A 17,667-nucleotide genomic window follows, 5' to 3' on the forward strand; every position below is an offset into this window, starting at 1 on the left:
TCACAAAGGCGAGCCAGATCATGCCTTGTCCTCGGCCTCGTCGGTTTCGCGCAGCCTGTCGAGCAGGCCGCCCAGCTCCTCGATGCAGTCGTCGGCGTCGCCGCCGTTCATGGCGACCACCCAGCAGATCGTGATCGCGCCGATCACGGCGCGGTCGCGCGCATCGCGCAGCTTGCGCTTGACGTGCGGCGCGATCATCTCGTCGATGAACTGCGTGGCCTGTTCGAGCCTGTTCACCGCAGCCTCCGTCGCGCTTCGACGATGTTGAAATTCTGCGCCAGCAGGCCGAACACCATGCCGTGGCCGTGACGGGTCACCAGCTCACGCCAGTCGACCGGGAGCCGCTCGCGCAGGAACGTCACGACCGGCGGCGTCAGCGCCTCATAGTCCTTGATGTTGCGCAGATAGGTGCGGACGGCTTCGACGGTGTCGAGCACGTCCTCTTTGTCGGAGGGATTGAGCCGGAAGACGATCTCTTCCAGGGCGCGGATGCGGGTCAGCGCCCGGTCCAGATCGGCACGAAGTGTCGCCAGCGTTTCCGCCATGGAGCTGTCCCTCTCGCATGGGTATCGAGCACACCGGAAAGCTGCACCAAAACGCCCCGGACGTAAAGATTACGTGAGCGCGTTTGCGGAACTTTTTTTGAGCCGCCGGTACCAAGTGCGCCGAGAGACCCCGTCGGCCTTCCAGGGCTGCAGGGTGGCTTTCGAGGTCGGCGAGCAGCGCCGCACCCGCTTCTTCTTCGGCGGCAGTGGCGGTGGCGGTGGCGGCGGCTCGCCGCGGCTGCTCAGCGCGATCAGCTGCCGGGCCAGCAACTGATCGGCGATGTCGGCGACGTCGCCCATGTTGGCGCGCCTGAGATCACGCAGGCCTTTCAGCTGATCGCCAGACATCTCGCCGCGCGCCTCCTGTGACGTGGCTTGTCGGTCACACCTCCGACTAAACCGAGACGGTGTGTCGGGATTCCGACAGACGCGTCAGCTCCATTTATTCAGCCTGTCAGCCATAGGACGGGGTGCGGATCGGCGGATCAGCCCGGTGGTGTTCCTCCAAGAGCCACCGAGTTTTCCTCCGGTCTGCCAGTGGCGAGGGCTGACGGCGCTGTCGGATAATGATCTTCATTTCAAAATTGCTGTCACGGCGCTGGGCGTGTTTTCGGCCGTCTTGGCTATCAGCCTGATATTTTCTTTCTGAGGTGTTCCCTCAGGGGGGCCGCCCCCCCGACGGAGGCGATGGGGCAGTGGCGCATGCCTCGCGCATTTCTGGCGCGCGCGGCATTTGATTTTAGCTACATCGGGACCCAGCCGTCCAACAGCAACCCGTCAAAAGCGATAACGCCTTCGTCGTGCGGGGCGGCATACTCGCGATAGCGCGCGGCCCATTCGGGTTTCCAATCAATGAACGTGTTGTTGAGGCCCTCGTGCACGCGACAGGGCTCATCGGGATTGAACGTGTCCATCGGGTTCATGTGGGCCCACATTTCAAGCGGACCTCCACCAGGAAAACTCTGGAAAGAAGGCGGCTCCAGCAGAAACAGGGGGCAACCTAGCTGGAGCCGCGAGGCCACGTTGTGCAAAGCACTCCGGGACACGAATTGGGAAACGGGCCCGAAGCGCAATTGAAATGCATGACCGGGACCAGAGTTCCTAGAAAAAAAGAAAACGGACTGCGCCAAAATTAATCCGCGCAGCTTCACATTTGTTAGAAGCGCGAATGCTTTCAAAGTGGAAGGTTGCGGCGGTGCGCTGGGTTTTTGGCGCGCTCGCGGCCCCGGCGTCCCGATTTCTCCTCTCTCGCGGCGCCTGGGGCCGACGCGCACTGAGTTAGGAACGACGGCAAGATCGCAACGTTTTTCTCCTGCCCTCGTGGGCACGCCGCATGTGCCCCAGCTCGCGACCGGTGACACGCACGAGCTGGGGCCTTCGTCGAGCCCGCGGTCGGGATCAAGCCGGCGACCATCCGCTTACAAAGCCGGACATGGCGCGCGGGGCCTTTGCAACTACATCGGCACCTAGCCGTCCAACAGCGGGGTTCGGTCGCATCACGTCGCCAACGTCACCTCGTCGCGCCGTTTGGCCGTTTCGTCCGCGCTGTGTTCAATATCACCCGGCCTTTTTTGCGTTTCTCTTCTTCCTGTCCCACTGCGCATCCAATCGCTTCAGCAAAACGGGGCCTCTGGCGACAAGGTCGCTATCGGCTGCTTTAAGAAGCTTGAAGTAGAACCGCTGGACGTTGCGCAGTGTGCTCAACAACAGATCGTCCTTCAGTTGGTCCGGGCGAGGAAGTCTGGAAGCTACCGGCATCTTTAGTCCGGTGTATTCACGAACCGCCATGGCCACTACGTAGTAGAGAAGATTATTTGAGTCTCTCTTGTCCAAAGCTGTCCGCTTTGACATGTAAGATGCAACATGGCGCACGATGCGAACGCACGCTAGATAGGTTGGCAGGGGGACCTTTTGTGTTGCAAAAATTGATCGATACCGATTCTCTTCCTTGAAATAATCTCCCGGCCTCGCGCGAGCATCGTCCGGTCGCTGCAAGATGATTGAGATTATGGCCTGAGCGACAGCATTGACGGAGACAATGCGCTTAATCGGCTGCCCCTGGTCTTTGTAGAAACCCTTCCTTCTGTCATAGAACAATTCTTCTCCTCTGAAGTGCTGCTCAATGTCTCGATGGATCTGATCTGTCATTCGCAGGGAGGCGGCCTGCATCTTGTTCTGACTATTGGTGGCTTTAATGATGCGATCCTGAGTTCGCTGATCTGTTGTTTCAATCACCCGAACAAGAACTGTTCGGTCGTCTTTCGTCCCGGGCTTGATGGTGTCGAAGATCACGCGAGAAGTCTGCAACCCATTGACGATTTGAGGATCAGAAACAGTCACCATCAAGTGAGACGGCAGGGTCTTCGCGGCAATTACAGTCACTCCATTGTTGAGGAGCCAAAAATTTGGCTCTCCGTCCGGATTGCGAAGTGAATTCATCATTTCTTCGTTGATCGTCGAGTCCACGACAAACCCGCGAACGTTGGACTCAAATATGCGCTCAGCCAGTACGTTAGGGTCCTCATCCTCAATCAGGAACTCGCGAAAATCATGAAGCCTCACAAGCCCTACGTACCCCTCCTTAGTCTGCATTGGGTTCTCTGCCCAACGCACCACGCGATGGCTCAGCGGGCGTTTCTGCACCTGCTCCCAAAGCTGTTTGGCCCCGACGCAATTAACCTTGCACGTTGACTTAATCGCTCGTTCAACGCGCAGTTTTACGCGGTTGCAGGCATCTAATGCCAGCCCGTCCGGCGCAGCATCATCGCCGGTGATGTAGAAAAAGCTGACAGAGACACTAGGAAAATGAACTGAGAACTTCAGGAACTGTTCGCGCCAGACCCGCATGGCGGTTCTGATCTTGAAATTGTATCGGTGCTCAAGCGCACTTGGGTCTTTTGATAGGTCAAAAAAATCATCGACAGTTTCTAGCCACTTTTCTATTTCCGTCGGCCTCATTCCCCCGCTGTGTTTGACCTGAAAGAACAGGAGGTGAATCGAGGACACCATCTTTGGGTCTAGATCACTGTCCGCATCGACTACCTGTCGATTATTGACGAGAAAATAGTACCCATCGATGCCGCCGTCGTGACCAGAGTCGGTGATGCCGGCCTCAAGGTCGTCGTCGTCTATCGCGTAGGATTTGAGATGCTGCTCTAGGCAGTAATAAAGCCATGGATCAATATCTGCGTCCAAACCATCAGCTCGACGCTGCCAAGATTCAAAATTTGTCCTCAGCACAATTGCTTCGTTTGTGGCCATCCTGATTCCCCCACTAGTTGTGGGGAGTATAGGACCCCTATAATGTTCGATCAAAGTGATAACTACCCTGAGCGCAGATCGCTGTTATGATCTACCGTAGATTCGTAGACAGGTTTTCAGCACAACGCACTATGGGGGACAGGGGGGAGCCGAACAATGACCGCAGCAACATCTCTTTCCATCCGCACCCCGCGAACTTTCTGAGATGTGCGCCGATCCGAGGCGCTGACCCCAGGGCGAACATTCTGAAGTTGCCGCTGACGTCGAGGGGGATGTCGAAATAAGCATGCTTGCCCGGCTGAATTTTCCCACCCCCGGTACCCCTGCCAGAGGGGCATGCCCCCGGCCGCCGAGGCCAGGGCGCGAGGCGGGATCGCCCTGCCCAACACGCCCTCGACGAGGGCGCAACGGCTACTCCCCAAGCGTAACGGCTCGCTGCCCCAGGTTGACGTTCGTCAGCCTGAGTCAGTTTCAGCCACGCGAACGGCCTCGACGTCGATGGTCTGGCCATCTCCACCCGCTTTCTGTGCTGCAATCGCGTAGAGCTGGGCGTCGGTGAGCTGCTCGACTTTGACGTTGTGATCGTGCTGCACGTTGCGGACGTCACGCCACGTCGCGGGCGCGATGTTCTTCAGCGCGAAGATCGAGGCCATCGTCTCCGCGCCCTTCTTCGACCGGATGAGCTTCTGCTCCCAGGCGAGCAGCTGCTTGCCGCGAGCGCGGCTCACCGCCTCGGAGAATTCGGGATGTCGCTTCATCCACTCGTAAACCGTGTCCACCGCGACCCCAACCACGCCTGCGAATGCGCCGACGCTGATGCCCGTTCCCATCGCCTCGATCACGAGCTGGCAGTATTCCGGCCGGTACTCTGATGGTCGCCCAGGTCCAACCCTCACCAGCTCATGCGTTCGCTTAAACGGTGCCACGTCTCACCTCTCGTCCGGCTCGTTCCGCTTCTGCTCGCGCTCCATCCGCGCCAGCTTGCTCTTCCACTTGCCCCTCACCTTCAGCCCCTGCTTCGGGATCACGAGCTTCGGCCTGCGCCGCGTGGTCTGATGCCTCATGGCGTCCGCTCCTCCTCCTGGGCCCGTGCGAGGCCCGCTGAGCGGCCTGCCCGATTGGGGGCGCTGATGTCGCGGTCACCCGCGAACGCGCTCTGCACGCCCGCCGCTGCGTCACGGCGCTGCCTTGCGCGCTTCGACGTCCCCGAAGTCTTGCCCCAATAGCGATGCCGGTCCCGATGCCGCAGCGTTCGGCTCATCCTGGCTCTCCGATTAGGTCCGAGTTGAGAAGCTATTTCGCGCGGCGCGTATTTATACGGCTTGCCTCCGTGGCCTTAAAGGCCTACAAGAGATCGAAGCAAGGGGAATACGTCATGAAGCCGATCATTTCTTACGTCCGCGTCTCGCGTGAGAGCCAGGGCCGCTCCGGTCTCGGCCTGGACGCCCAGCGCGCCGCCAATGAGCGGTTCGCTGCCGCTGAGGGCTACGAGATCGTCGCCGAATATGTCGAGGTCGAGACTGCCAAGGGGTTCGACGCCTTGGAGCGCCGCCCGCAGCTCAGCGCAGCGCTGAAGCAGGCCAGGAAGCTCAAATGCGCGGTGCTGGTCGCCAAGCTCGACCGCCTGTCGCGCGATGTCGCATTCATCGCGGCGCTGATGGCGCAGCGCGTGCCGTTCGTCGTCGCCGCCCTGGGCCCGAACGTCGACCCGTTCATGCTGCACATCTACGCCGCCATCGCCGAGAAGGAGCGCAGCGACATCTCCGCGCGCACCTCGGCCGCGCTGCAGGCCGCCAAGGCCCGCGGTCAGGTGCTGGGCAATGCCGCCCTGGCGAAAGCCAATGCCGATGAGGCGCAGGCCTTCGCCGAGACCCTGCGCGGCGTCGTCGCGCCGCTCCTCGGCCTGTCCTCGCGCAAGATCGCCGCCGAGCTGAACGCGCGCGGCATCAAGTCCGTCACGGGCGGCGAGTGGCGCAGCTCCACCGTCGTCCGTCTCGTCAATCGCCTGCAGGGAGAGATCAATGTCGCACAAGCCGCCTAAACCGATGGACGGCGCGCAGCTCGATGCTGCGCTGAGCCAGCTCTACGACAACCCCGCGAGCGTGCGGGCGCGCTCGCTGCTGTTCTCCGAGACCATCGGCTGCGGCGACCGGCAGGTGCGCAAATGGATCAGCGGCGAGGCCGAGGTGCCCAGGCACATCGCGATGCTGGTCAACGCGATGCTCGACCACGACATCAAGCCCGAGGAGCTGCGCCCATGAGCACAACAGCGATTGCCCTGTTCGTAGGCGCGGTATTCGTCGTGTCCTTCGTGCAGGAGGTCTTTCCTTCCGCTACCTATGGTTGTATCGTATAAAATATCCTGTCTGAGGCCCTTCGCGATAGTGGACCTGCCCATGGAATATGATCCGAGAGAACTCATGCAGCGCGCGGCGACTCGTCGGGCCTGGAATCCCGACAGCACTCCATTGTACGGATGCCTAACTGCCTTGGAGTTGCCGGAAGAAACCTGGGACCTCGGCCCAGGATTGCTCTTGCGTCGGGTGTATGTGGACATCTTCGATGCGCCGATGATGGCATTTGCTGCGCCGGCCAAGATTGGCGTGGCTCATCCCACGCCTTGGGTCGCAGTTCAAGGCGGGTTTTCGTTCAAAAGCCGGGTCGAGCTGACCATCCAAGCCGAAGGCGTCGTCGATCATCTCACTCCGACACTGACCGCGTGGCTGATCGCAGCTCTCTTTCGGTTGAAGGTGAACGCGCCGGTACGGATGGTCGTCGTCGGCAGCATGCCATTTATGGAGATGGGAGCACAGTGGCGGACCGCACTCGCCCACGCCTTTGAGGACGCGCCGCAGCATCTCGGCGTCTTCAAAACAGATGTGTGGCGGGCTTGTGAGGACGACCTGTCTTTTGTCCGCGATCTACTTCCTCAGGCAGCAAGCCTTTATCGTCAGGACCGCTTCTATCGGGCTTTCGGTCTCTTCGACGCAGCTTCCTGGAGCCCAACCATTGAGCAAGCGATGACGCTCATTTGGACCGCAATGGAGGTTCTTTTCGGTATCAGTTCTGTGCAGCAAAAGACGAAGACAATTGCAACGGCTCTTTCAGAGTATGTCGGCACGTCCGCTGAGGACAAGGCACGCGCTTACGAAGTAGTAGACGAGATGTATAGATGGAGGAACAAAGTCGTTCACGCTGCGCGCCAGCTCGACCCTAACGCCTTCATGCAATCAGCGTGGCTTGCGCGCTGTGCCTTCGAGCGCATGCTCATAGACGGTGAACTTCCTGCGCTGCCATAAATTGCTGGTCAATCGAGGTCTGGCCTCATTACCAAGATGGTTGATTGCCTGTGCACCAGCGGCACCAAGACGACGTCATGCACGTGCTGCCCCTGCTGGGGCTGCGCTAGAACAGGAACGCGGGAACAGGCGGCCGGGCTTCAGTTTCAAAGCGAAGTAATCCCGACCTTCACCACGGCGCTGAAATTCAAACCCTCGGCGGGGGCGGCCCGCCGGGGGTTTTGCAATCGCTCCGTCGCGCGCACCGAACGCAAGGGGAAACTTGGCAAGAGGCACACGGCGGATTGATAACGAATTGTTCGCGCAAATCGCCCCTGCGGTCAACGCCGCAGGCTCTCGAAAAACTTGGACAGCCCCGCGCCCGCGCTCGCCAGATATTCCGCGGCACGCTCGCGCGCACGGTACGGGCTCTTGAACCCCATCGACATCCCGGTCTCCTGCAGCGCCCGGCCGAAGCACGCCACCTGATCGGCGACGTAGGACGGGTTGAAGCCGATGGCCTGCTTCGCCGCGTAGTAGGTCCGCTTGTGATCGAGCTGGGCCTCGCTCTTGGCAAGCCCCGACATCTGCGTCGGATCATGCGAATAAATCCTATTCAGATCGACAGACGGCAGCGGCCCCTGCAGCCCGCCAGCGACCCAGTGCAGCGCGTAGCGGCGCAGCGCCGAATATTCCTGGGCCGAGATGATCTGGCGCAGCCACGCCTTCCCCAGCGCGTCGTCGAGCATGGTGATCTTGCGGCTGGAGCGCGAGCGCCCGGCGACGGTGAAGAACTGTCCGGCTTTCGCGAGGCGTTCCGGCGTCGGTCCTGCGTCGTCGAGCGGCGTGTCCATCGGCAATCCCCGGCGCGAATGCGTGGCACGCTATATCCACAGTTTCCACACCGGCAAGCCCCTTCGCGCGCGCAGCCACAGAGAAGGTAGAAGTAAGGGAAAAGAATATGTGGTTGTGGTTAGTGCAGCCCAGGTGCAGCTGGAGCTGTAGCTGGTGCTACTTAAGCCGTTGCAATTGCCAGAGAAGCTTCTCGCGGTTCATGGCCGCCGTCGCACCACCCTTCTGGCCTTTCGCTTTTGCCTGGGCAGTTTTTTTGGCAGTCCGCGTCAGCTCAGCCTCGACGCGCTTGTGCTTCCAGCCATCGTAGAAGAACGCTTGCAGCACCGGCTTGTCGGCCTGCCACTCGTCATGCGTTGACAGTGTGATATTGGCGAGCTGGCGGTCGTCATCGGGGAGACTGCCATGCGTCCAGTAGTGCCCGATCAGCATCAGGTAGGAGGCATGCTGCAGCTTGGTCAGGTGCCGCGTGTCGCGAAAGTAATCGCCCCAGTAGAACGGCATCCACGGGCGCGCCATCATTCACCTGCGCTGTTGTCGACCACACGCACGAAGGTGTAGCGCGGAATCTTGCTCCTGCGCCTGCCCGGCTCGAAGATGCTCTTCTTGATCGTGATCGACTTGGCGTGCAGCCCCTTCACGACCGGTGCAGGGTCGCCGTCGAGCTGCATCAGCTCGACGTCGTGGTTGCTGCCGTATTCGCGGACCCAGATCGACCAGCGCTTCTTCATGTCACCCACGCTGAACCGGTGGCTTGTCGTTGGTCGGTACCTTGAGGTGCCGAACGCTGACGCTGTGCGGCGGCAGCACCAGCGTGTCGATCAGCTTGTTGTAGCGCGGCAGGAAGTCGGCGAGGACGCTAGCGATCTGGAGGTTCTCCTGGCGCAGCTCGCGGTTCTCCTGGCGCAGCTCGCCGACCTCGCGGCTCAGCGTTTCGTTCTCGCGCTGCTGGCGGTCGAGGGCCCGCTGCAGCGCGGCAACCTCGTCGCGCAACGCGCTGACGAAGTTGCCGCCGGGCGGCGTGTCGCCGCGTTCAAAGAACGTGCCGAACCGCTTGGTGCGGATGCTGATGACGGACTGCACGCCGACGCCGAGCTTGGCTGCGACGGTGACGTCGGTGTTGCCGTCGAGATATTCGATGGTGCGCTCGCCGGTCTTCTTCAGCGCGCGCTTCAGCTCCTCGTAAATCTCGATGATCTGGTCCTGCGTCGCTACCTGCTTGGTCTGCTTCGTCATGGGCTGTCCTCCCGTTGGGTTATGAATTCTCGGCGATGCGCCAAGCCTGGAAATGATCATCGAGCCGGTGCCAGCGCCGTCGCTCGTCGACTCTGCCGGGCTTGCTCAGATCGGCGCGGCTGGCGACGCCACAGTGATGGCGCACGCAGTCGGCGGCGTGCTGCTCGCACGTCACGTCGCGGTAGCGGTGCTCTTCCTGAAGGTAGCGCCAGAACACCGGATCACCGCAGCGGATGCCAGCCTGCTTGGCCGGGCCGAGCCCGGCCCAGGCGTCGCGCCCGTCACGTTCGCCGAACATGTCGTCCTGCTCTGGCTTGCGCTCGCCGCGCTTGCGCGCAGAGATGTCGGCGCGCACCTCGCTGACCTTCCAGCCGCCGATCTCGTATTCGGTGCCAGCGATCACCAGATAGCCGGTGATGTGCGGCGGGCGATCCGAGAAGAACAGCGCGCCCTTCAGCTCCCTGCTCATCACGCCTTCCTGTGCAGGTTGGTGCGCCGCGCGTGCGATTTCTTTGCCGTCATCGCCACCCTGACCGGCAGCTCGATCAGCTGCTTGCGCTTCTTGGCGGCGTTCCAGCACGCGCCCCAGGCGTTGCGGTGGTGAGGCCTGCTGCCCGTCCAGTCCCTGCGGATGTCTTCGCAGGTGCCGGTCCAGCCGGACGGCAGCTGATCGATGACGCGCGCGAACTGTTCCTTGAAGGTCTCGTTGTGATCCATCACCAGCGCCATCCCTGCGTCGCGCAAGTCGCGCGAATTTTCCAGATTGAACTCGTCAGACATCGAGCGCCTCCGCTTTCTGGCGCACGCGCGCCTTCAACATTTCAACGTCGTCGTTGCTCAGCTCGTACTGGCGCCGCGCCGCCTTCTGCGCGTCGCTGTTCCACCACGTCAGCAGCCTGATCTTGTCGGTGTAGTCGTCGATGGACGCCTTGTAGTGTTCGAGGAACGAGGTCCGCTTCGCGGCCATCTCGGCCTGCCGCCGCAGCTCGCCCTCATCGACGACGTTGCTCTGGGTCTTGTCGTAGAGCGCGAGGCCGAACACATTGCCGAATGTCATGAGGGCGCGCTTCATCGCGTCGGTCTCGGCCTCCTTGATCGCGCTCTCGTGGGCGAGGCCGAGGTCGCGGTCGATGCCGTGACCGGAGCCGCAGCCCTCGCGCACGATGCGGCCGACCGTCACGCGGACCTTGGCGTTGTAGGTGACGCCGAAACCTGGGGTCTTGTCGCGACCGATCTCGCGCGGGGCTTCCGCCACGCACTTGACCTCGACGGTCTCGCGGGTCCAGCCGTCGAAGCCGAAGATCCGATTGGCTTCGGCAATTGCGACCCAGCCCTCGATGTAGGACAGCTTGCGACCACCCTGCTCGCGTTCCTTGACGTGGGCGCGGTTGAGCGGCGCATCGAGCGCGGCCTTGATCTCTGCGTCGAACATCACTTCACCATCACCATGATCGAGGGCGGCGCATTGGAGAGCTGCAGGCCGGGCAATTCACGCCCGGCCTGCAGCGCCGTCTTGATCGCCGCGCGATCCGCCGTCCGCTTGATCTTCACGAATTCGTCCGGCAGCGCGTCGGCGTCGGGCTCGCCGACCAGCTGCTGCGGGTTGTTGCGCAGATAGAGCGTCGCCTCGGGCAGCTCGACCTTGCGCAGGGCGGCGGCGTTGAGGATCGACAGCATCAGCGCGCGGCTGAACTCCAGGCGGCGGCCGAACCGGTCGGCCCGCGCCTTCAGGTTCTCCTGCTGCGTCTTGGTGGCGTCGCGCAGCGTGCGGGCATCCTCGCCCAGGCGGATCAGCGCGGTGAGCACGTCCGCCAGCGAGGTCTCGGCGTCGAGCATGTCGGCGCGTAGCACCTCGTCCTCGGCGATCTCGGGATAGTCGCGGATCAGCTTTTCGATCTCCAGGCGCAGCGCGTCGGCTTCTGTCGGCTTCATCAGCGTTTTCCTTCGGCGCGGTCACTGAGACGGGAGAGATTGTCGCGGGCGTCCTCGATGGCCATGCGGAACGAGGCGGCCTCCTGCGCGGTCATGTTCTCCGCGAGGAACTGGGCATCCATCGCCACGCGCATCAGGCGGTGCGAGTGGCTGATCGGGTTGAGCTTGACGACGTTGTCAGACATGCCAGCCTCCACTGCGCGCGATCACCAGCTCGGCGATGCGGCGCTCGATGACGTCGTGGTCGTCGCGGAGCTGCTCGATGATTTCGAGCTTGCCGCTCATCTTGGTGCCCATGCTGGCGGCATTGCTGGCGCTGCAACCGAGCGCGGCGCCGATGATCGGAAGGCTCGCGCGCGTGTAGCGGCGCGCCAGCAGCACCACGAGGCCGCGGATGTGCTTGAGCTTCAGCCCAGGATCGAGACCGACGCGATAGTGGGCGCAGGCAGCGAGCGCGATCTCGTGCAGCTCCGGTGGCCATTGGTCGAGCACCCGGCTGGCCGGAACATCGTCGGGGATCAGGAGAAGTTCGCCCATCTGCCGCCCCGTCACACGCCGCGCTGGTTCCAGAGATGCGGCGGCGCGCTGGCCCTGCGACGGCGCAGCGCTCGCTGCATCACGACATAGGTCGACGCCGGGAAGGATTTGGCGCGGGTCGGCCAATTCTTGGCAGTGGCCGGTTTGCTGGCGGTCAGCTCGCAGACGCGCTCCAGGCCGCCGAGGTGATTGACGACGTCGCGCGCGGTGGTGAGGTACTTCATTCGCGATACCTACGATGTAGCGTCGATGAGAAATAAGTACTCCTACGGTATCGAACAAATTGCGGCCAGCAAGTGGCCACTTCTCACGGGGCTTGATTTTTTTGCGTACAAGTTACAACCTGCTGCACGCGAGCCTATGTCCGCTCGTGCAGAGGTTTTATTTTCCGACCACAAACTGCGGGAAGTGCGTCTTGGCGAGAAGGCTGGAAGGGCTCGACGAACTAGGCTTCGACACCGAGGCCTATGTGAAGCGACTGCGGATGCTGCGACAGATCGTCAGCGGGGAGAACCAGCAGGATTTCGCTGCCCGTCTAGGTGTCGATGCCAAGCGTTGGAACAATTACGAGCAGGGTTATCCCGTCCCGCGGCACGTCGCCATGATGATCATGAAGCAATTCGACGGCATGAGCATCGAGTGGCTGTGGTTCGGCAAGATCGGCAATCTGTCGACGTTCTATCTGGAACAGATCAGGGCCATCGAGGCGCTAGAGCGGCAGCAGAACAAGGTTCGCCAGCACATTTTGCAGAAGGCACCGGCAAAACCTCTTCCCCCGCGCGCCACGGCGACGAAGACCAAGGGGCGCGCGCGCAAGCGCTCCTAGCTCGCGGCCCTCCCCTCCAGCTTCCTCAGCTCGTTCAACCGAGCTTCCTCGCTCGTTAGGATGGTCGGCGCCAGCTGGCTCGCCAGCGAGAGCACCGCCGTGGCCTCAGCCACGTCCCTCGGCAACATGCAGACAATGTAGGTCGCCAATTCGATCCGCTTGTAGTCGGGATCAAACATGAGCATTTCCACTTCCCCGTCTACGCTTGGGCAACGCCACTCGCCCGATTTCCACGAACGCTCCCCCAGGGCAGGTCACGCAGTGTAGGCGGTAGTGGGGAACTGTCACGCGGAATCTTTCCCCTTTGACCTGGCCTAATAATTTTGCCTGCAATGATTCGCTAAGATCGTGATAACTGCTTGCTGTACGTACTATGTACGCCTAGGCTCTCCTTTCCTCCAGGGAGGCGAGCGAATGCCCATGCCCTACGTGCGACTTGCCCAAGGACTTGCCCAAGAGAGCCACCGCGACCACCTCGCCGCGATCCGCGACCGGATCGATGCCGCCGCCGACCTCAAATGCGCCGAGCCGGTGGCAGCAGGAAGCGTCGCACCGCCCGGCTACGGCGCGCCGCAGCGCGACGCGATCTCCTCCGTCGTCGACAACGTGGTGCAGACGGTGTGCCTGCAGATCGCCGAGCTGCGCGGCCAGCTCGATGCGCTGGAGCAGCACCTGTTGGTGAGCGGCGCCGCCGCCAAGGACACGCTGAACCAGCAGGTAACGGTGTGCATGGAGGTGAACGAGCAGGCCAAGCAGCTCGCCGCGACCATCGGCGGCATCGCCGAGCGCGTGGTGCGGTTATGAGCCCTGCCCCGCCCGACGACATCGAGATCGTGATCCCGCCCGAGGTCCAGGCGCAGCTCGACGCCGACCCGGACCTGAAGGCGGCCTTCACCGAGCATATGGCGCGCATTCGCCAAGCCGCGCATCAGCATCGCGGCGATCTGGACGCGGCAATGGCGGCGATGGGGGCCGAGCGCGTCGAGCTGGAGGACGACAGCGATGGGTGACCGCACCGAGACTCCCTGGAACGACGCCCAGGTCGACGCGCTCAACCGCTTCCAGAAGCTGCGTCTGTTCCCCCCTTCACCTGCCCACACCACAGCGACCTGCGCGACAAGGACCGCGCGCTCGTCGCCACGGCCCACGGCTGGCGCTGCCGCCACTGCAGCTACACGCAGGCATGGGCGCATCGCTGGATGCTCACCGTTGCCGACGAGGCCGAGCGCCTCGACGGCATGGTCCGCATCAGTGATCTGCGCGCCCTCAGCAAAAAGAAAAAAGAGGAGGACGACAATGACTGACGTGCAGGACAACGTGCGCGAGATGCTCACGGCTGAGCAGGTGCTCGCCATGATCCCGGTGAGCCGCACCACCCTGTTCAGGATGGAGCGCGACGGACTGTTCCCGAAGGGGCGAGCCATCGGACTGCACCGCAAGCTGTGGTTCAAGGACGAGGTCGTCGCGTGGCAGCAAGCCCTGCAAGACCCCAACTCGCCGCTGGCGCAGGCACTGCGGCGGCGCCCGACGGGAAAGGAACGCAAGCGCGTTCTGGAAGTGGTGAAGGCGGGCTAGTCCCGCCTTTTTTTATGTTCTTTGCTCCTGATTAGACCCGCGTTAGATTGGCCTTGAGACCGAAAACCTAAGTCATTGAAAATACAGCATTCTTAGCGCTTGACTGCATTGGTGCAGAGAATGCGCATGCCGGGGGTCGATTCCTGAAGCGGGGTCTGAGCCGTCTTATCCGGCCCGGGCCGATCAGGCAAACCGTCCGACTGGGTCCGGCGGCGGGTTCCCAGCCTGGTCCTGCTACCTGCGGATGCGCCATTGCGGCAGGAAGCGTGCGAGCCTGCCTTCCGCACGCAGCCTCATCGCCGGCACCACCAGGCTCAAGACGGGAGCCTCGATCACCCCGAGCGCCTCCAATTGCGCGAGGATCGGGTCCGGCTCCGGCGTCTGCGGAAAGCGTTCGCGCGCCACGGTCAGCGCCTTGTCGAAATCCGCGGCATTCACGCCGGGCTTGGCCCGCCGGCTGCACACGAGAGCGTCATCCCAGAGCCGCGCGACCGCGATGTCGAGCACACCACGCAGGCGCTGATCGACAGCCTGGATACCGGCACCTGTCACCGCCCATTGTCTGCCGACCCAGAAGATGTCGCGGTGCAAGGCCATGGACAGTGAGTTCGCGTTGTCGGGTGGCCGGCAGGATAACCAGCCGCCCGATCTTCGCAACCAAACGTTTCTGCGTAACTGGGCGTGATCGCGTCCTATTCGCGCGCGACCACCTTCAGCCCGCCCATATAGGGCTGGAGCACGTCGGGGACTGCGATCGAGCCGTCCTCCTGTTGATAAGTCTCCATCACAGCGATCAGCGCGCGGCCGAGCGCGGTGCCGGAGCCGTTCAGCGTGTGCACGAATCGTGGCCTGCCGTCCGGACCGCGCGAGCGGGCGTCCATGCGGCGGGCCTGGAAGTCACCGCAGACCGAGCAGCTCGAGATCTCGCGGAACGCGCCGCCCTCGCCCTGCCCGGGCATCCAGACCTCGATGTCATAGGTTTTTTGCGACGAAAAGCCCATGTCTCCGGTGCAAAGCGTCATCACACGGTAATGCAGATCGAGCCGGCGCAGCACTTCCTCGGCACATGCCAGCATCCGCTCATGCTCGTCCTTGCTGGTCTCCGGCGTCGTGATCGACACCAGCTCGACCTTGGTGAACTGGTGCTGGCGGATCATGCCTCGGGTATCACGTCCTGCGGCGCCCGCCTCCGCGCGAAAACACGGCGTCAGCGCAGTCAAGCGCATCGGCAGCTGCTTCTCATCGAGGATGGATTCTCGAACGAGGTTGGTGAGCGCCACCTCCGCTGTCGGAATGATGCCGAGACGCTCGGTCCGCAACCGCTCAAGGTCGGGCGCGGAGAGCAATTCGCCCTTGATCGCCCAGAACTGGTCGTCCTCGAACTTCGGCAACTGTCCCGTGCCGAACATGATCTCGTTGCGCACGAGCAGCGGCGGATTGATCTCGGTATAGCCGTGCTCGTCGATGTGCAGATTCAGCATGAACTGGCCGAGCGCGCGTTCGAGCCGCGCCAGCCCCTTCTTCAGCACGACGAAGCGCGCGCCGGAGAGCTTTGCCGCCGTCTCGAAATCCATGTCACCGAGCGCGCCGCCGAGATCATCATGGGGTTTGGGCGCAAACGCGTAGTTGCGCCGGTTGCCGAAGACATGGCGTTGCACATTGCCGTGCTCGTCGACGCCGTCGGGCACTTCGCCGAGCGGCAGATTGGGGATCGCCGACAGCGCCGTGGCAAGCTCCTCGTCGGCGGCTTTCGCAACGGCTTCGAGCTCAGGCATCGTGGTCTTGAGCTCGGCGACCTCCGCCATGAGCTTGGCGGCGCGCGCGTCGTCCTTCGCCTTCTTGGCGTCGCCGATCTCCTTGGAGGCCGCATTGCGCCGCGCCTGCGCCTGCTCCGAGGCCAGGATCGCCGCCCGCCGCTTCTCGTCGATCGCGAGCAGCGAGCCCGACAACGGCTTCAGGCCCCGGCGGGCAAGGCCGGCGTCGAAGGCTTGCGGATTGTCGCGGATCGATTTGATGTCGTGCATGGCGGTGGTCCTGGATCAGCGTGCAACAGCCAACGCGGTATGTCGGGAGCTTGCATCGCGCCTCCCACTACCACAGGCGTCATCGCCCGCGAAAGCGGGCGATCCAGTATTCCAGAGACAGCAGTGATTCTCCGAGGGGCCTCGGCGTACTGGATTCCCCGCTTTCGCGGGGAATGACAGTGAACCCAAGCCCTACTCCGCCGGATTGGCCGGCGTCGACACGTCGGTCCCGGTGGCGGCCTGCGACGCCGCCGCCTTCTTCTCCACCATCCCGACCGCGATGATCGAGCCCTCGTAGAGCGCCAGCAAGGGGATGGCGAGCGAGCACTGGCTGAGCACGTCCGGCGGGGTCAGCACGGCTGCGATGACGAAGGCGATGACGATGAAATAGCGGCGCTTCTCACGCAGCATTTTCGAGGTGACGATCCCAATGCGGCCAAGCAGCGTCAGGATCACCGGAAGCTGGAAGGCGATGCCGAAGGCGAAGATCAGCGACATCATCAGCGACAGATATTCGCCGACCTTGGGCAGCAGCTGGATCTGCGCTGTCTCGTCGCTGCCGGCCTGCTGCATGCCGAGCGAGAAGCGGACCAGCATCGGCAGCACCACGAAATAGACCAGCGCCGCGCCCAGCACGAAGAAGAACGGGGTCGCGACCAGATACGGCAGGAAGGCCTGCTTCTCGTGCTTGTAGAGCCCGGGCGCGACGAACTTGTAGATCTGCGTCGCGACGATCGGGAACGAGATGAAGCCGGCACCGAACAACGCGAGCTTGAGCTGGGTGATGAAATATTCCAGCAGCGCCGTGTAGATAAACTTCGAATTCTCGGGACCCGCGACCCACACGAACGGCCAGACCAGCACGTTGTAGATCTGCTTGGCGAAGAAGAAGCAGAAGATGAAGGCCACGCCGAAGCCGAGCAGCGCCTTGATCAGCCGCGATCGCAGCTCGATCAGGTGGTCCATCAGAGGGGCTTTGCTGGCCTCGATATCGGCGTCGCTCATGACGCTTTGACGTCCTTGATCGCCTCAGGTGGCGCAGTGTCTTGCATAACCTGGGCCTGCTCGACCTCGCGGGTGATCGCGAGCGGCTCGTTCACGGCCGCATGCGCCTCGGCTTCCACGAAGGTCTCGGGCCTCGGCGCTTCCGGCGTGGTTGGTGTCGCCGGCGTTTCGCTTGAAATCGCCAGCGCTTCACTTGAAGTCGCTTCGACGGCGGTGGTCGTGGAGGTCTCGGCTGGCTTGTCCAGCGCATCGACGCGGAGTGCGTCGCTGACGTCCTTCTGGAGCGAGGTCATCAGGTTGTTGCCGGCAAAGCCGGAAGCGGCTTCCTTGACCTCGTCGAAGCTCTTCTTGAGGTCGGCCATTTCGGCCTCGCGCATCGCTTCCTGGAATTGGCCCTGGAATTCGGCCGCCATCTTGCGGGCCTTGCCCATCCACTGCCCGACCATGCGCAGCACGCCCGGCAGCTCTTTCGGGCCGATGGCGACCAGGGCCACGACCCCGATCAGGACCAGTTCACTCCACCCGATGTCGAACATGAGGCCTTCCGTTCACGCCAGCCGCGACCGGCCCAATCCTTCGTGCTTAGGATCGGCGCC

At 62.6% G+C, this 17,667-nt stretch carries 30 protein-coding genes; 7 read left to right on the forward strand and 23 right to left on the reverse strand.

What is annotated here, in order from left to right:
• Positions 1-18: 18 nt before the first annotated feature.
• The 7 genes from ACKWRH_RS23645 to ACKWRH_RS23675 all read right to left on the reverse strand — a co-directional run bounded on the left by ACKWRH_RS23645 (position 19) and on the right by ACKWRH_RS23675 (position 4,870).
• Entirely contained in the window at positions 19-237 is a 219-nt protein-coding gene (locus tag ACKWRH_RS23645; protein ID WP_445215474.1) for a hypothetical protein, read from the reverse strand.
• The gene (locus tag ACKWRH_RS23650) at positions 234-545 is read right to left on the reverse strand and encodes a hypothetical protein (protein WP_445215475.1); all 312 of its coding nucleotides are present in this window, start codon (positions 543-545) and stop codon (positions 234-236) included. Before ACKWRH_RS23650 ends, ACKWRH_RS23645 begins: the two co-directional genes overlap by 4 nt.
• A gap of 69 nt (positions 546-614) precedes the next feature.
• The gene (locus ACKWRH_RS23655) at positions 615-893 is read right to left on the reverse strand and encodes a hypothetical protein (protein WP_445215476.1); all 279 of its coding nucleotides are present in this window, start codon (positions 891-893) and stop codon (positions 615-617) included.
• Between the two features lie 395 nt (positions 894-1,288).
• Complete coding sequence (locus ACKWRH_RS23660; RefSeq protein WP_445215477.1) at positions 1,289-1,468, reverse strand: hypothetical protein; 180 nt, start codon at positions 1,466-1,468, stop codon at positions 1,289-1,291.
• Between the two features lie 634 nt (positions 1,469-2,102).
• A complete protein-coding gene (locus ACKWRH_RS23665) occupies positions 2,103-3,806 on the reverse strand; it encodes an AIPR family protein (protein WP_445215478.1) in 1,704 nt (567 codons plus the stop codon).
• A 455-nt stretch (positions 3,807-4,261) separates the two neighbouring features.
• Positions 4,262-4,732, reverse strand: a complete 471-nt coding sequence (locus tag ACKWRH_RS23670; RefSeq protein WP_445215479.1) for a hypothetical protein — start codon at positions 4,730-4,732, stop codon at positions 4,262-4,264.
• 3 nt (positions 4,733-4,735) lie between these two features.
• Positions 4,736-4,870 (reverse strand): hypothetical protein, encoded by a 135-nt coding sequence (locus tag ACKWRH_RS23675; RefSeq protein ID WP_445215480.1) that lies wholly within the window; start codon positions 4,868-4,870, stop codon positions 4,736-4,738.
• Positions 4,871-5,181: 311 nt separating this feature from the next.
• On the opposite strand from ACKWRH_RS23675, the gene ACKWRH_RS23680 reads away from it, so the two are divergent.
• The 3 genes from ACKWRH_RS23680 (at position 5,182) to ACKWRH_RS23690 (ending at position 7,105) form a co-directional block, all read left to right on the forward strand.
• Complete coding sequence (locus ACKWRH_RS23680; protein WP_445215481.1) at positions 5,182-5,847, forward strand: recombinase family protein; 666 nt, start codon at positions 5,182-5,184, stop codon at positions 5,845-5,847.
• Positions 5,828-6,067, forward strand: a complete 240-nt coding sequence (locus ACKWRH_RS23685) for a hypothetical protein (protein ID WP_445215482.1) — start codon at positions 5,828-5,830, stop codon at positions 6,065-6,067. The genes ACKWRH_RS23680 and ACKWRH_RS23685 overlap by 20 nt, the downstream gene beginning before the upstream one ends.
• Positions 6,068-6,202: 135 nt before the next feature.
• Positions 6,203-7,105, forward strand: a complete 903-nt coding sequence (locus ACKWRH_RS23690; protein WP_445215483.1) for a hypothetical protein — start codon at positions 6,203-6,205, stop codon at positions 7,103-7,105.
• Positions 7,106-7,425: 320 nt separating this feature from the next.
• On the opposite strand, the gene ACKWRH_RS23695 is transcribed toward ACKWRH_RS23690, so the two are convergent.
• The 11 genes from ACKWRH_RS23695 to ACKWRH_RS23745 form a co-directional block, all read right to left on the reverse strand.
• The gene (locus ACKWRH_RS23695; protein WP_445215484.1) at positions 7,426-7,938 is read right to left on the reverse strand and encodes a hypothetical protein; all 513 of its coding nucleotides are present in this window, start codon (positions 7,936-7,938) and stop codon (positions 7,426-7,428) included.
• 157 nt (positions 7,939-8,095) lie between these two features.
• On the reverse strand, positions 8,096-8,458 hold the full coding sequence (locus tag ACKWRH_RS23700) for a DUF1376 domain-containing protein (protein WP_445215485.1): 363 nt from the start codon (positions 8,456-8,458) through the stop codon (positions 8,096-8,098).
• Positions 8,455-8,667, reverse strand: coding sequence for a hypothetical protein (locus ACKWRH_RS23705; protein WP_445215486.1), 213 nt, complete (start codon positions 8,665-8,667; stop codon positions 8,455-8,457). The genes ACKWRH_RS23700 and ACKWRH_RS23705 overlap by 4 nt, the downstream gene beginning before the upstream one ends.
• A gap of 1 nt (position 8,668) precedes the next feature.
• Complete coding sequence (locus ACKWRH_RS23710; protein WP_445215487.1) at positions 8,669-9,172, reverse strand: cell division protein ZapB; 504 nt, start codon at positions 9,170-9,172, stop codon at positions 8,669-8,671.
• Positions 9,173-9,191: 19 nt separating this feature from the next.
• Positions 9,192-9,641 carry a hypothetical protein gene (locus tag ACKWRH_RS23715; protein ID WP_445215488.1) on the reverse strand — a complete coding sequence of 150 codons (450 nt, stop codon included), beginning with the start codon at positions 9,639-9,641 and terminating at the stop codon, positions 9,192-9,194.
• Complete coding sequence (locus ACKWRH_RS23720; protein WP_445215489.1) at positions 9,641-9,952, reverse strand: hypothetical protein; 312 nt, start codon at positions 9,950-9,952, stop codon at positions 9,641-9,643. The genes ACKWRH_RS23715 and ACKWRH_RS23720 overlap by 1 nt, the downstream gene beginning before the upstream one ends.
• Positions 9,945-10,604 (reverse strand): RAD52 family DNA repair protein, encoded by a 660-nt coding sequence (locus ACKWRH_RS23725; RefSeq protein WP_445215490.1) that lies wholly within the window; start codon positions 10,602-10,604, stop codon positions 9,945-9,947. Before ACKWRH_RS23725 ends, ACKWRH_RS23720 begins: the two co-directional genes overlap by 8 nt.
• On the reverse strand, positions 10,604-11,104 hold the full coding sequence (locus ACKWRH_RS23730) for a siphovirus Gp157 family protein (protein WP_445215491.1): 501 nt from the start codon (positions 11,102-11,104) through the stop codon (positions 10,604-10,606). The genes ACKWRH_RS23725 and ACKWRH_RS23730 overlap by 1 nt, the downstream gene beginning before the upstream one ends.
• Positions 11,104-11,289 (reverse strand): hypothetical protein, encoded by a 186-nt coding sequence (locus ACKWRH_RS23735; protein ID WP_445215492.1) that lies wholly within the window; start codon positions 11,287-11,289, stop codon positions 11,104-11,106. Before ACKWRH_RS23735 ends, ACKWRH_RS23730 begins: the two co-directional genes overlap by 1 nt.
• On the reverse strand, positions 11,282-11,641 hold the full coding sequence (locus tag ACKWRH_RS23740; protein ID WP_445215493.1) for a hypothetical protein: 360 nt from the start codon (positions 11,639-11,641) through the stop codon (positions 11,282-11,284). Before ACKWRH_RS23740 ends, ACKWRH_RS23735 begins: the two co-directional genes overlap by 8 nt.
• 11 nt (positions 11,642-11,652) lie before the next feature.
• Positions 11,653-11,865 (reverse strand): hypothetical protein, encoded by a 213-nt coding sequence (locus ACKWRH_RS23745; RefSeq protein WP_445215494.1) that lies wholly within the window; start codon positions 11,863-11,865, stop codon positions 11,653-11,655.
• 191 nt (positions 11,866-12,056) lie between these two features.
• Here ACKWRH_RS23745 and ACKWRH_RS23750 point away from each other — a divergent pair, with 191 nt between their 5' ends.
• Positions 12,057-12,467 (forward strand): helix-turn-helix domain-containing protein, encoded by a 411-nt coding sequence (locus ACKWRH_RS23750; protein ID WP_445215495.1) that lies wholly within the window; start codon positions 12,057-12,059, stop codon positions 12,465-12,467.
• Here ACKWRH_RS23750 and ACKWRH_RS23755 read toward each other — a convergent pair.
• The gene (locus ACKWRH_RS23755) at positions 12,464-12,646 is read right to left on the reverse strand and encodes a hypothetical protein (protein WP_445215496.1); all 183 of its coding nucleotides are present in this window, start codon (positions 12,644-12,646) and stop codon (positions 12,464-12,466) included. The genes ACKWRH_RS23750 and ACKWRH_RS23755 overlap by 4 nt on opposite strands.
• Positions 12,647-12,881: 235 nt before the next feature.
• Between ACKWRH_RS23755 and ACKWRH_RS23760 the strand changes: the two genes are divergently transcribed.
• The 3 genes from ACKWRH_RS23760 to ACKWRH_RS23770 all read left to right on the forward strand — a co-directional run bounded on the left by ACKWRH_RS23760 (position 12,882) and on the right by ACKWRH_RS23770 (position 14,042).
• The gene (locus ACKWRH_RS23760) at positions 12,882-13,271 is read left to right on the forward strand and encodes a hypothetical protein (RefSeq protein ID WP_445215497.1); all 390 of its coding nucleotides are present in this window, start codon (positions 12,882-12,884) and stop codon (positions 13,269-13,271) included.
• Positions 13,268-13,477, forward strand: coding sequence for a hypothetical protein (locus tag ACKWRH_RS23765; protein ID WP_445215498.1), 210 nt, complete (start codon positions 13,268-13,270; stop codon positions 13,475-13,477). Before ACKWRH_RS23760 ends, ACKWRH_RS23765 begins: the two co-directional genes overlap by 4 nt.
• 286 nt (positions 13,478-13,763) lie before the next feature.
• Complete coding sequence (locus ACKWRH_RS23770; RefSeq protein WP_445215499.1) at positions 13,764-14,042, forward strand: helix-turn-helix transcriptional regulator; 279 nt, start codon at positions 13,764-13,766, stop codon at positions 14,040-14,042.
• A gap of 234 nt (positions 14,043-14,276) precedes the next feature.
• On the opposite strand, the gene ACKWRH_RS23775 is transcribed toward ACKWRH_RS23770, so the two are convergent.
• From ACKWRH_RS23775 to tatB, 4 genes are all read right to left on the reverse strand, one after another.
• On the reverse strand, positions 14,277-14,639 hold the full coding sequence (locus ACKWRH_RS23775) for a hypothetical protein (protein ID WP_445215500.1): 363 nt from the start codon (positions 14,637-14,639) through the stop codon (positions 14,277-14,279).
• Between the two features lie 95 nt (positions 14,640-14,734).
• Positions 14,735-16,066, reverse strand: a complete 1,332-nt coding sequence (serS, locus tag ACKWRH_RS23780) for a serine--tRNA ligase (protein ID WP_445215501.1) — start codon at positions 16,064-16,066, stop codon at positions 14,735-14,737.
• A gap of 192 nt (positions 16,067-16,258) precedes the next feature.
• Complete coding sequence (gene tatC / locus ACKWRH_RS23785; RefSeq protein ID WP_212483581.1) at positions 16,259-17,071, reverse strand: twin-arginine translocase subunit TatC; 813 nt, start codon at positions 17,069-17,071, stop codon at positions 16,259-16,261.
• Entirely contained in the window at positions 17,068-17,607 is a 540-nt protein-coding gene (tatB, locus tag ACKWRH_RS23790) for a Sec-independent protein translocase protein TatB (RefSeq protein ID WP_445215502.1), read from the reverse strand. Before tatB ends, tatC begins: the two co-directional genes overlap by 4 nt.
• Between the last annotated feature and the right edge of the window lie 60 nt (positions 17,608-17,667).

This window comes from Bradyrhizobium sp. Pa8 (genome assembly GCF_052588265.1).

Excerpts from the sequence above, each read along its gene's own strand:
- ACKWRH_RS23650 (WP_445215475.1), bottom strand. The coding sequence starts at position 545 with ATGGCGGAAACGCTGGCGACACTTCGTGCCGATCTGGACCGGGCGCTG.
- ACKWRH_RS23655 (WP_445215476.1), bottom strand. The coding sequence starts at position 893 with ATGTCTGGCGATCAGCTGAAAGGCCTGCGTGATCTCAGGCGCGCCAAC.
- ACKWRH_RS23660 (WP_445215477.1), bottom strand. The coding sequence starts at position 1,468 with ATGAACCCGATGGACACGTTCAATCCCGATGAGCCCTGTCGCGTGCAC.
- ACKWRH_RS23665 (WP_445215478.1), bottom strand. The coding sequence starts at position 3,806 with ATGGCCACAAACGAAGCAATTGTGCTGAGGACAAATTTTGAATCTTGG.
- ACKWRH_RS23675 (WP_445215480.1), bottom strand. The coding sequence starts at position 4,870 with ATGAGGCATCAGACCACGCGGCGCAGGCCGAAGCTCGTGATCCCGAAG.
- ACKWRH_RS23680 (WP_445215481.1), top strand. The coding sequence starts at position 5,182 with ATGAAGCCGATCATTTCTTACGTCCGCGTCTCGCGTGAGAGCCAGGGC.
- ACKWRH_RS23685 (WP_445215482.1), top strand. The coding sequence starts at position 5,828 with ATGTCGCACAAGCCGCCTAAACCGATGGACGGCGCGCAGCTCGATGCT.
- ACKWRH_RS23690 (WP_445215483.1), top strand. The coding sequence starts at position 6,203 with ATGGAATATGATCCGAGAGAACTCATGCAGCGCGCGGCGACTCGTCGG.
- ACKWRH_RS23695 (WP_445215484.1), bottom strand. The coding sequence starts at position 7,938 with ATGGACACGCCGCTCGACGACGCAGGACCGACGCCGGAACGCCTCGCG.
- ACKWRH_RS23700 (WP_445215485.1), bottom strand. The coding sequence starts at position 8,458 with ATGATGGCGCGCCCGTGGATGCCGTTCTACTGGGGCGATTACTTTCGC.
- ACKWRH_RS23705 (WP_445215486.1), bottom strand. The coding sequence starts at position 8,667 with ATGAAGAAGCGCTGGTCGATCTGGGTCCGCGAATACGGCAGCAACCAC.
- ACKWRH_RS23710 (WP_445215487.1), bottom strand. The coding sequence starts at position 9,172 with ATGACGAAGCAGACCAAGCAGGTAGCGACGCAGGACCAGATCATCGAG.
- ACKWRH_RS23715 (WP_445215488.1), bottom strand. The coding sequence starts at position 9,641 with ATGAGCAGGGAGCTGAAGGGCGCGCTGTTCTTCTCGGATCGCCCGCCG.
- ACKWRH_RS23720 (WP_445215489.1), bottom strand. The coding sequence starts at position 9,952 with ATGTCTGACGAGTTCAATCTGGAAAATTCGCGCGACTTGCGCGACGCA.
- ACKWRH_RS23725 (WP_445215490.1), bottom strand. The coding sequence starts at position 10,604 with ATGTTCGACGCAGAGATCAAGGCCGCGCTCGATGCGCCGCTCAACCGC.
- ACKWRH_RS23730 (WP_445215491.1), bottom strand. The coding sequence starts at position 11,104 with ATGAAGCCGACAGAAGCCGACGCGCTGCGCCTGGAGATCGAAAAGCTG.
- ACKWRH_RS23735 (WP_445215492.1), bottom strand. The coding sequence starts at position 11,289 with ATGTCTGACAACGTCGTCAAGCTCAACCCGATCAGCCACTCGCACCGC.
- ACKWRH_RS23740 (WP_445215493.1), bottom strand. The coding sequence starts at position 11,641 with ATGGGCGAACTTCTCCTGATCCCCGACGATGTTCCGGCCAGCCGGGTG.
- ACKWRH_RS23745 (WP_445215494.1), bottom strand. The coding sequence starts at position 11,865 with ATGAAGTACCTCACCACCGCGCGCGACGTCGTCAATCACCTCGGCGGC.
- ACKWRH_RS23755 (WP_445215496.1), bottom strand. The coding sequence starts at position 12,646 with ATGTTTGATCCCGACTACAAGCGGATCGAATTGGCGACCTACATTGTC.
- ACKWRH_RS23760 (WP_445215497.1), top strand. The coding sequence starts at position 12,882 with ATGCCCATGCCCTACGTGCGACTTGCCCAAGGACTTGCCCAAGAGAGC.
- ACKWRH_RS23765 (WP_445215498.1), top strand. The coding sequence starts at position 13,268 with ATGAGCCCTGCCCCGCCCGACGACATCGAGATCGTGATCCCGCCCGAG.
- ACKWRH_RS23770 (WP_445215499.1), top strand. The coding sequence starts at position 13,764 with ATGACTGACGTGCAGGACAACGTGCGCGAGATGCTCACGGCTGAGCAG.
- ACKWRH_RS23775 (WP_445215500.1), bottom strand. The coding sequence starts at position 14,639 with ATGGCCTTGCACCGCGACATCTTCTGGGTCGGCAGACAATGGGCGGTG.
- serS (WP_445215501.1), bottom strand. The coding sequence starts at position 16,066 with ATGCACGACATCAAATCGATCCGCGACAATCCGCAAGCCTTCGACGCC.
- tatC (WP_212483581.1), bottom strand. The coding sequence starts at position 17,071 with ATGAGCGACGCCGATATCGAGGCCAGCAAAGCCCCTCTGATGGACCAC.
- tatB (WP_445215502.1), bottom strand. The coding sequence starts at position 17,607 with ATGTTCGACATCGGGTGGAGTGAACTGGTCCTGATCGGGGTCGTGGCC.